Source organism: Leptolyngbya sp. FACHB-321 (assembly GCF_014695975.1).
Taxonomy (GTDB): Bacteria; Cyanobacteriota; Cyanobacteriia; order Leptolyngbyales; family Leptolyngbyaceae; genus Stenomitos.
The window spans coordinates 19218-29159 of record NZ_JACJPI010000015.1; the positions used below are offsets into that span (position 1 = coordinate 19218).

At 52.6% G+C, this 9942-nt stretch carries 6 protein-coding genes; 3 read left to right on the forward strand and 3 right to left on the reverse strand.

All coding sequences use genetic code 11. The annotated features are described in order from the left end of the window. The first annotated feature begins 84 nt into the window (after positions 1 to 84). Entirely contained in the window at positions 85 to 5055 is a 4971-nt protein-coding gene (locus tag H6F76_RS30170) for a PAS domain S-box protein (protein ID WP_242036476.1), read from the forward strand. Positions 5056 to 6111: 1056 nt separating this feature from the next. Here H6F76_RS30170 and H6F76_RS02065 read toward each other — a convergent pair. Further along, entirely contained in the window at positions 6112 to 7080 is a 969-nt protein-coding gene (locus H6F76_RS02065) for a zinc-dependent alcohol dehydrogenase family protein (RefSeq protein WP_190505489.1), read from the reverse strand. Positions 7081 to 7204: 124 nt separating this feature from the next. Here H6F76_RS02065 and H6F76_RS02070 point away from each other — a divergent pair, with 124 nt between their 5' ends. Then, positions 7205 to 7543 (forward strand): helix-turn-helix domain-containing protein, encoded by a 339-nt coding sequence (locus H6F76_RS02070; protein ID WP_190505477.1) that lies wholly within the window; start codon positions 7205 to 7207, stop codon positions 7541 to 7543. Positions 7544 to 7785: 242 nt separating this feature from the next. Next, on the forward strand, positions 7786 to 8544 hold the full coding sequence (locus H6F76_RS02075) for a GNAT family N-acetyltransferase (protein ID WP_190505479.1): 759 nt from the start codon (positions 7786 to 7788) through the stop codon (positions 8542 to 8544). 439 nt (positions 8545 to 8983) lie between these two features. Here H6F76_RS02075 and H6F76_RS02080 read toward each other — a convergent pair whose 3' ends face one another. Continuing rightward, positions 8984 to 9538: a hypothetical protein gene (locus H6F76_RS02080; RefSeq protein ID WP_190505481.1), complete on the reverse strand. Its 555-nt coding sequence runs from the start codon at positions 9536 to 9538 to the stop codon at positions 8984 to 8986. Between the two features lie 42 nt (positions 9539 to 9580). Beyond that, positions 9581 to 9757 (reverse strand): hypothetical protein, encoded by a 177-nt coding sequence (locus H6F76_RS02085; RefSeq protein WP_190505483.1) that lies wholly within the window; start codon positions 9755 to 9757, stop codon positions 9581 to 9583. Positions 9758 to 9942: the final 185 nt, after the last annotated feature.

Here is a 9942-nt window from a genome sequence, read left to right on the forward strand (position 1 = left end):
TGGGTCGAAACCGCTGCTCATTCATAGCTCCTTACCGACTCCAACCCTTGATCCCTGCCCTCGCTGCTGTCTATGACTGACCCCATGCCTCACAAGCCTGCAATGCCGCTGCCTGCAAACGAACCGGAGCGGTTAGCCGCCCTGCATCGCTACAAGATCCTCGACACCCCCCCTGAAGCGGTGTTCGATCGTCTTACCCGCTTGGCAGCACGGCTGTTTAATGTGCCTATTGCGCTGATTTCGCTGGTCGATGAGTCGAGAGCCTGGTTTAAGTCTGGCATTGGCTTTGGTGCCCATGCAGTGCCGCGTGATAACACCCTGTGCAGCTTTGCTGTGTCCACCGACGAGCCGTTGATTGTGCCGGATGCCCGCTTGGATGAGCGCTTTGCCTGCAATCCTTTTGTGCAAGGTGAACCAGGGGTGCGCTTTTACGCGGGTGCGCCCTTGCTCAGCCATGATGGCTTCAACCTGGGGACACTGTGTCTGGTCGACAATCAACCCCACAACCCATTCACGCCAGAACAGCAAGCCACACTCGTTGACCTCGCTGCCATGGTGGTGGATGAACTGGAACTGCGCTTGGCAGCGCAGCAGGTTGCCCAGTCCGAAACCAAATATCGCACTTTGTTTGAGTCGCTCGACGAAGGCTTTTGCCTCTGCGAAATGCTGTTTGACGCAACTGGTGCACCGAGCGATTACCGCTTTCTGGAAGTGAATGCGGTCTTTGAAGCGCTTACCGGCTTGGAACAGGCAACGGGAAAAACAGTCCGAGCACTCATGCCCCAGCTTGAAGCTGCTTGGGTCGAGCTTTATGGTCGTGTCGTGCGGACAGGCGAAGCGGTGCGGGTTGTGGAGCACTCAACTGCCCTGAATCGCTGGTTTGATGTCAACGCCTTTCGCGTTGGTGAGCCGCACAACCACCAGTTTGCCCTCTTGTTTACTGATATTACCGCTCGCAAACGCACAGAACAGACACTGCGGGAAAGCGAGGAACGATCACAGCTTGCCATTGGGATCGCTCAACTGGGAACCTGGCGCTATGTCATTGCTACAAAGCTGGTGGAGTTAGATCAGCGGATGCGCGCCATCTTGGGTAAGAAGGATAGCGTCGTGCTGCCACTCTCGCAGATGGTGGAGCGGATTCACCCAGACGATCGTGCCAAGGTCACGAGTGCGCTTGAGGCGGCGCTGACTCCAACGTCATCAGGAGCTTACGACATTGACTACCGGGTGATCTGGGATGACGGCACCGAGCGGTGGCTCGCTGCGAATGGGCAAGCAACCTTCGCGGGTGAGGGAGCATGGCGGCAAGCCGTTGAGGTTTTGGGCACTGCCGTTGACATCACCGATCGCAAACAAGTAGAGATCGCCCTGCAAAACAGCGAGGAGCAGTTTCGCCAGATGGCGGATCATGCACCTTTTATGGTTTGGGTTACAGACCCCTCTGGTTACTGCACCTACCTCAGCCAAAGCTGGTATGACTTCACGGGGCAAACTCCAGCAACAGGCTTGGGCTTGGGTTGGTTAGAGCGAGCCCACGCAGACGATCGCGCCGCTGCCCAACGCATGTTTCTAGCAGCCAATGAGCAACAGCAGTCGTTCCGGCTGGAGTACCGCTTGCAAAGCAAACAGGGGGACTACATCTGGGCAATCGATGCTGCAAGTCCGTGGTTTGGAGTAGATGGCGCATTCAAGGGCTACATTGGCTCCGTCATTGACATCACTGATCGCAAACAAGCCGAAGCCGCCTTAGCACAACGAGAAACGGAACTTCGTTTAGTCACCAATGCCGTTCCTGCCCTCATTGCCTTTGTGGACTCAGACGAGCGTTACCGCTTTAACAACCGAGGCTACGAAGCATGGTTTGGGCAACCGGCAACGGAAATCTATGGCAAGCCCGTTCGCGAAGTGTTAGGTGAAGCCGCCTACGCAGGCATTCGTCCGTATGTTGAGCAAGTCCTAGCTGGGCAACAAGTCACCTTTGAGAACCAAGTGCCTCACCAAGAGGGCGGCACTCGGTATGTGAGTACCACCTATGTGCCACGCTTTGATGCTCAGGGGGCCGTTGTGGGGTTTGTGGCACTGGTCAACGATATTAGCGATCGCAAGCGGGCAGAACAAGCTTTGCAGGCAAGCGAAGCACAGATCCGTAATCTTTTGGAAAGCATTACGGATGCCTTCTTTGCCGTGGATGAGCATTGGCGCTTTACTTATGTGAATCAGACTGCCGAATTGATGGTCAATCGTGCTGCGGATGACTTAATTGGAAAAGTTTTTTGGGAAGAATTTCCAGGGGTGAATGACAGTGCGTTTGAACAGATGCACCGCCGCGTCATGCGCGATCGTGTGGCTGAGTCACTCACGGCGTTTTACCCCAACCACGAGCGCTGGTATGAAGTGCGCGCCTACCCCGCCGTGAACGGCATCACCATGTACTTCACAGATGTAACCGAGCAAATTCAAGCAGCAGTTGCCCTGCGTCAATCTGAGGCACGTTATCGGACGCTGTTTGAGTCGATCGATGAAGGCTTTTGTGTGGTTGAAGTCTTGCTCGATGCCCACGACACGCCGATCGACTACCGCGTTCTAGAAGTCAACCCCGTCTTTGAGCAACAAACCGGACTGCAACAAGCTGTTGGTAAAACAGCGCGTCAGCTCAATATGGAAGCGCACTGGATTGAAATTTATGGTCGAGTCGCGCTGACGGGTGAAGCCATTCGGTTTGAAAATGACTCCGAAACCCTTAAGCGCTGGTTTGATGTCTATGCTTGCCGCACAGGGGAGCCAGAAGATCGAAAAGTGGCGATCGTCTTCAAAGACATTAGCGATCGCAAACGGGCAGAAGAAATGGCGCGGCAAACCGCTGAAGCCAATGCGTTTCGTGTTTCTCTGACTGACGCGCTGCGCCCACTGATTGACCCCATAGAGATGCAGGCAATGGCAAGCCGTCTGCTAGGCGAAGATCTCGGTGCGAACCGTGTGGCTTACTTCGAGGTGCACAACACTGACTACGTGGTTGAGCGCGATTACGTGAAGGGAGCCGCAGGACTCGCTGGACGCTACCCGATTGCTTCGTTTGGTCCGAAGCTGCTTGCTGCCTTCCGCGCTGGTCAGACCATGTCCGTGTCCGATGTGCCAGCCGATCCCGACCTTTCACCAGAGCAACGCTCAGCCTACGCTGCGCTCGAAATTGGCGCTCATATCAGCGTCCCGCTGGTCAAGGAGGGCAAGTTGGTCGCGGGGCTGGCGATTCACACAAGCGAGCCGCGAGTTTGGACACCGGATGAGATCGCGCTGGCGGAAGAAGTCGCCGAGCGCACTTGGGCGGCAGTCGAACGCGCCCGTGCCGAAGCGGTGGTCGCGGCGGACCTTCAAGAGACACAGCGACTGCGCGCACTGGGGGCACGGCTCATCACCGAAGATGATACTCAAACGTTGTACCAAGAGATTCTGGCGGCGGCGATCGCGCTGACACGGGCTAATGCTGGCACAGTGCAAATCCTGGACGTAGCGACCCAAGAGCTGGTGCTGCTTGCCAACCAAGGCTTTGAGCAAACCATCATCACTTATTTCGATCGGATGAGTGAAAGTGCGAACACGCCCTGTGGCATGGCACTGAAGACTGGCAATCGTAGCTTCGTTGACTTTGATGTGCCGGAGAGCGAAAACCATGACAGGGCGAGGCGAATGCTGCTGGAGGCTGGCTACCGCTCTGGACAGTCCACCCCGCTGATCACCCGTGCCGGCAAAATCATCGGCATGGTTTCTACCCATTGGCACCAACACCACCGACCGAGCGAACGCGAGTTACGGTTTCTAGATTTGCTTGCTCGTCAAGCGGCTGACCTGATTGAGCAACGGCAGACGGCAGAGGAACGAGAACAACTCCTGGTGCGTGAGCAAGCGGCACGAGCCGAAGCCGATCGTGCCAATCGTATCAAAGATGAATTCTTAGCAGTGCTGTCGCATGAATTGCGCTCGCCCCTCAACCCGATCCTGGGCTGGACGCAGTTGCTCCAAAACGGCAAGCTGGATGCGGCGCGGCAAGCTGAAGCACTGAAAACGATCGAGCGCAATGCGAAACTGCAAGCGCAACTGATCGAAGACTTGCTTGACATCTCTCGTATTATGCAGGGCAAGCTGTCCTTAACAGCGGTGCCTGTCAGTTTGGTGTCTGTGATTGCTGCTGCCCTAGAAACCGTGCGGTTGGCAGCAGACGCGAAAAAGATTCAAATCACGCTTGATCTGACTCCAAACATCGCCCCGATCGCTGGTGATGCAGCGCGGTTGCAGCAAGTGGTCTGGAACTTGCTCACCAATGCCGTCAAATTTACACCGGAGGGCGGGCAAGTCACCATTGCACTGCGGCAACTGGAACAAGCGGCTCAAATGCAGGTCATTGATACGGGCAGAGGCATTCAACCGCAATTTCTGCCCCACGTGTTCGAGTATTTTCGGCAGGAAGATGGCTCGACCACCCGCAAGTTTGGCGGGTTAGGGTTGGGGTTAGCGATCGTCCGCCAAATTGTGGCGATGCATGGCGGCACCGTCTGGGCAGAAAGTGAGGGCGAGCACCAAGGTGCCATCTTTACCGTGCAGCTACCTCTCAGCACGCAAGCCCAACCCCTAGAGCTAGAGTCACCACGCCACTGTGTGACGACAGAGGCTCCTTTAAGCCACCTGCAAATTCTGCTAGTAGATGATGAAACGGATACGCGTGAGTTTCAGACAATCGTGCTGGAACAAAGTGGTGCCATAGTGACAGCCGTAACCTCTGGCTTGGAGGCGTTGCAAGCGTTGGAGCAGTTTACGCCTGATCTGTTAGTCAGTGATATTGGCATGGCAGAGATGGACGGCTATATGCTGATCGAGCAAATTCGGTTGAGGCGGCAAGATGCCGGCGGCAAGATGCCGGCGCTCGCACTTACGGCGTATGCAGGAGCCTTCGAGCAGCGAAAAGCGCTTGAATCTGGGTTCCAGGCTCACCTCACAAAACCTGTAGAGCCGGAGGACTTAGTAAAGGCAATTGTCAGTTTGTTGAGGAGCCAGCCTTAACTGCCAACGTGGGCAACGGTTGGTTAGAGCCAGGCGTCGAACGCTACTCGCCCATTGCCTCTCTTTCGTGAATGAGCAAGGTCAGTCCTTCCCCTTTTCGCTCTGGCATTCCTGGCGTTTCCGTAGCCTTTGAATCAAAACCAACGTTAAGCTGAAAGCGCCTCTGGGACCGGTATTCGCTGTTTAGTATCACGATACAATCAAAGCAAGAGCCAGCGCCACTGCTAATTTGGCTGTACCGTCGCAAGGATGGCAGCAATGCCACCCGTAACAGTGAAGAGTGACGGAAAAGCGAAACTGCTGTGTAACGCTTTCAAGTCTTATGCCAGTTTACGGCTAGTCCAGAGTGAGAAGGGCGATCGCTTGGTCAGCTGTGCTTATCAATAGGCACCTTAGAGCCAACAGATACATAATTACCCCGGTCACAGCGATTGAGTTCTTCTTTCTTGATGAACCGCAAGTCGATCATGCGGCTGATAACTGTCAGGTAACACGAGATTTTCAGGTTACTTCCCTGGGCGTTACAGCCCCAGGGTTTTTGCACTTATCAGAAAAACCTTAGACTGTGACCTTGGGTTTATGAGTGCGGCATTAAAAGCGCTGAAAGCCTCACTGGCAAAGCTTTTCCAGCTTTACTAAGCTAACGCCTGAGTTCTTAAGCTGACCTAGTAAAATTCTATCAGGAACCAGACTTGAACTGCTGACGAGGATTTTCGGATTGGCTTCCTAGAGGCAATCCCTACAGACAACTGCTAACCACCAGGGGATTCGAATTCCTAGCCTATGCGTAGGAGCTAGCAGGAACGAGAGCATCAGTGTTGCAGAATAGAACCGAACGGTGATTTATGCCAGTTCTAGTCCAGTAAGCTAGGAGAGATAGGCAGAAAGTTTCCGCCTATTCATCTGATTTGAGATTTTAGGCGGAAACTTTCCGTCTATTAATAGTTGGACTGTTTAGCTTATTGTGATAGCGGTAGTTGCAATGTTCTTCGTAGGTATTCAAGTTGACTGAGGCTATCTGTCAGGTGACGGTTTGAAATGATCAGTGAGGACAGATTAGTTTTTGGTAAAGTCCAGCACAACTTTCCCTCGCGTTCCGCCTCGCTCTAGATACTGATGGGCTTGAACGACTTGATCCCAAGCGAAGGTTGAATCAATCACGGGACGAAGTTGAGTATGCTCAATCAGTTTTGCCAGGGCATCTAATTTTGCTCGGTATTGAGGTGTGAAAACAAAGTGGAGTGTCAGATTCTTGCCCCAGGCTTCAAGGAGCGATTGCGGTGTTGAAGTGTCTACAACGCTCACTAGCCGACCGAAGGGGCGAATAATTTCAAAACTACGTTCAATGGTTGTCCCACCGATCGTATCCAAAACTAAGTCCACACCTTGATTCCCTGTTGCCTGACAAATCACTTCCACGTAATTTTCATTTTTGTAATCAATGGGGCGATCTGCGCCAATTTCTTTAACGAAATCAACATTTTTAGAACTGCACGTTGCAAACACATAGGCTCCCATCGCTTTTGCCAGTTGAATTGCAATCGAACCCACACCACCAGCACCCGCATGAATTAAGACGGATTCCCCAATTTGGAGATTACCTCGCGTAACTAAACAATCCCAAGCTGTTCCTCCTGCAAGGGGAAAACAAGCAGCTTCGATATGTGACAAGTTAGAGGGCTTGAGTGCAACAATCCCTGCATCGGCAACATGATACTGGGCGTAGCTGCCGGATTCTGCGAAAATTTGCGGTGAGTAATAAACCTCATTGCCAACCTCAAATTCTGTCACTGCCTCTCCAACGGCTTCAACTACTCCTGAAACGTCAACTCCGAGAATGGCTGGGAGTAGAACCAAGTCTTTATAGTCACCCCGGCGAGACTGATAATCAACTGGATTAATTGACGTCGCACAAACCCGTACTAAGACTTGGTTAGCTTTTGGTATTGGCTTGGCCACAGTTTGAATCTCAAAACTCTCAGCACCACCAAATGTTGTCAGTACGGCTGCTTTCATACATTCCATCTCTACTAACCATCCTTGCTTTAGAATCAACGGTGAAGGTATTTCGATAGCACTCAGCGTAGGTGGTTGTTTCTTCTCTCACAAGTCAGCACCGTTTGGTAAGGTAGTTACCATTTAGTAGCAAATGCAGACATCACAACTTCGTAGCTTGACAAAAAAATCCTCTAATTCTCAACCAACTGTTGCTCATATCGTGGAGCATACGCTGGGGTGTAAATGGATGATGGAAGTTTTACGCTTAATTCGCAAAGGAACCAACCGCCCAGGAGCAATGGCTCGCGCAACTGAGGGATTGACAACTAAAGTTTTGAATGAGCGATTAACGGATCTCGTCAATTTTGGTATTGTCGAGAAGGTTGCTTATCCTGAGATTCCGCCTCGTGTCGAATATAAGTTGACCGACTTTGGCTCTCGGTTCGTTGAAATCCTGGACATTATCGACGATTTAGAAGAATATCGGTAAAGCCATTCCTAAACCACAGGCTAGAGAGTTGCTTATCGGTGAGTTACAGCGCAGCCCAACAAGTCGATGAAGCGGACAATTGAGAGATCTCGGTGAGGGTGTAACAGTTACTTGCTGCCGCTTATCTTGGTCGTTATGCGGCTTCGGTTATGGATGGTAGCTGTAGTTTAAAGGCACTCTGTTTTTGTTGAGTGCTAAGTTGGATTCCTAATGCATCTTCATCAGCTTCATGAGACATTGCAATGGAGTCACGTATTCAGTCGTACCTACGTGTTGCAGCTAGCCATCAACGCGATACAGAGCGCATTGGTTCCTTTCTCGCCAGCTTCTCTCGTTCTAACGCTAATCCTTTCCTCAACTATGCGATTCCCGATGACAACGCCACACCATCACTGGCAGATGTGATCGCTCTGATCGCTGCCTACGAGAAACGTTCGCGCAAACCGCGCTTGGAGTATGTTGCACAGTTAGCGCCTGCGGTTGAAGGGGTGCTGATGGATGCGGGCTTTCATGTTGAAGGACGTCTGCCGCTCATGGCTTGCGCTCCTGGTTCAGAGCAAGGCCTTCCCGTTCCTCCAGGGATCGAGTTGATTTTGCCAGCTTCTGATGCTGATCTGCTGGCTACAGTCGCGGTTCAGAACGAAGCGTATAGTGCTCCTCCTCCAGACTCCGCCGCGATCGCCCAACTGCAACACAGCCTTGAAGCCGGTGGAATCGCTGTTTTAGCTCGAATGAAGGCAACCAGAGAGCCTGTGGGTGCGGGTGTCTGTACGGTTCCTTATCATCAAACAACGGAAATTGCAGGTATTGGTGTGCGTGCAGCCTTCCGCCGTCGAGGGGTGGCAGGAGCGATTACAACTCGATTGGTACAAGAAGCGTTTACGGCGAACATTTCAGTCCCCTTCCTAATGGCGGCACATGAAGCGGAGGAAAGGCTTTACGCGCGTGCAGGGTTTGCTGTCGTTGGCAAGATCCTACATATCTCGCGCCCGCTACCGTAGCTAATGACAATTAAACCTGTAAGCGATAGCAGCATAACAAAGCTCGTGCACCCCGACCGCTGAGCGGTTTCTGTGGCAATCCAAGGATCTTTGCGGCGGGTGGTGGGCACCGTTAGACTTATTAAGTCACTGGTGAAGATTACCTTGAGGGGTGATCGGTGAGTGTTTACGTAGTTATCTCATCACCATACTAACGTGAAGCCAGAGCACAGAGGTCGTAAAGCGGCTTAGCTATCTCCTTACCACGTTCAACCCGATCGCGCTGTCCCTATTCACTTTGCTGTAAACGCTAGTTTGCAAGCACCCCTTCAAGAGACACTTTAGCTATGTGCGCCGATTGCCGTGTGCTAGCACTGTTCTCAACACCGCTGCTATCTGCAGCAACCTGGCAGCGGTTCCAAGAGCGTTCACCTTACCTTGCTGCGGTTCGAGCAACCAGCTAGCGCTCACCCAACAACTGGCTTTGCAGTGCAAACAACAAGAGTGCCCAATCACCCTCAGCCAGGTCAGTTTCCGGCTGCTCAAACAACTCCAGCACAAAGCGAGTGCGCTGCTCCGCTGACCAGCCCAACCCTGCTACCTTCTGGTTGATCGTTGATCGAAGGCTCGCTTCAGCCAGGGGATACTGCTGCACCACCGCTCGCAACAGCACGGGTGACTCCAGAAACGTCGTCAAATCTGGGCGCATGTACCAGTCGGCTTGCTCCAACGCAAAAGTTGGTGGTGGTGCAGTGAAATAAATGGCATCCAGTTCATCCTCGACTAACAGCCAGCCCACCATACGTGCCAAAGCCAGCCAGTCTTCCTCTTCTGGCTCCAAGTAGCGAGCACCGACAGCTAACAAATCAACCTTTGCCAACGGGTTATAAACTCTAGCCGACCAAGCCAGCGATAGTACTTCTGGATGCTCTTGCTGATGCTGGGCAAAGAACGCTTCCACTTCTGCCTGCATTGCCCGATCAACATCAGGTTCCTGCACTAGCTGTTGAGACACAACACTCAGTGACCGGATTTCCTGCAAAGCAGTCTTACTACCTTAGCGTTGCGGTTGCGCTCGTCCAAACCCACCTGGCATCACTGCTTCCTCACTCAAAGGTTGTTCGGCTTCCTCCGGTGCCACGGCATCTGTGCTGACGAGACTAACTGACTCTTGCTGTGCCTGAGCGGTAAAAAACTGCTGGGCTTCCGTGACCAGTACCAAAATAAATGACATCGAGACAAATTCGTGTCACTGAGCAAACTCTCTCTGTTGCAGAAATTGCGGAGGGTTTGCTCAGTGACCGCCTTACAGCAGTTATTGCTTGAGTAAGCCACAGTTTGGTAGCCTAAGTGAGTCTTGCAAGACGAGAAAATGACCACTCATGTCTGCTCCACCGTCTATTGATTTACGGCAACGAA

Bases quoted from the DNA above. Each gene is read 5' to 3' on its own strand.
- H6F76_RS02070 (WP_190505477.1), top strand. From the start codon at position 7,205: ATGCAGACATCACAACTTCGTAGCTTGACAAAAAAATCCTCTAATTCT.
- H6F76_RS30170 (WP_242036476.1), top strand. From the start codon at position 85: ATGCCTCACAAGCCTGCAATGCCGCTGCCTGCAAACGAACCGGAGCGG.
- H6F76_RS02085 (WP_190505483.1), bottom strand. From the start codon at position 9,757: ATGTCATTTATTTTGGTACTGGTCACGGAAGCCCAGCAGTTTTTTACC.
- H6F76_RS02065 (WP_190505489.1), bottom strand. From the start codon at position 7,080: ATGGAATGTATGAAAGCAGCCGTACTGACAACATTTGGTGGTGCTGAG.
- H6F76_RS02075 (WP_190505479.1), top strand. From the start codon at position 7,786: ATGGAGTCACGTATTCAGTCGTACCTACGTGTTGCAGCTAGCCATCAA.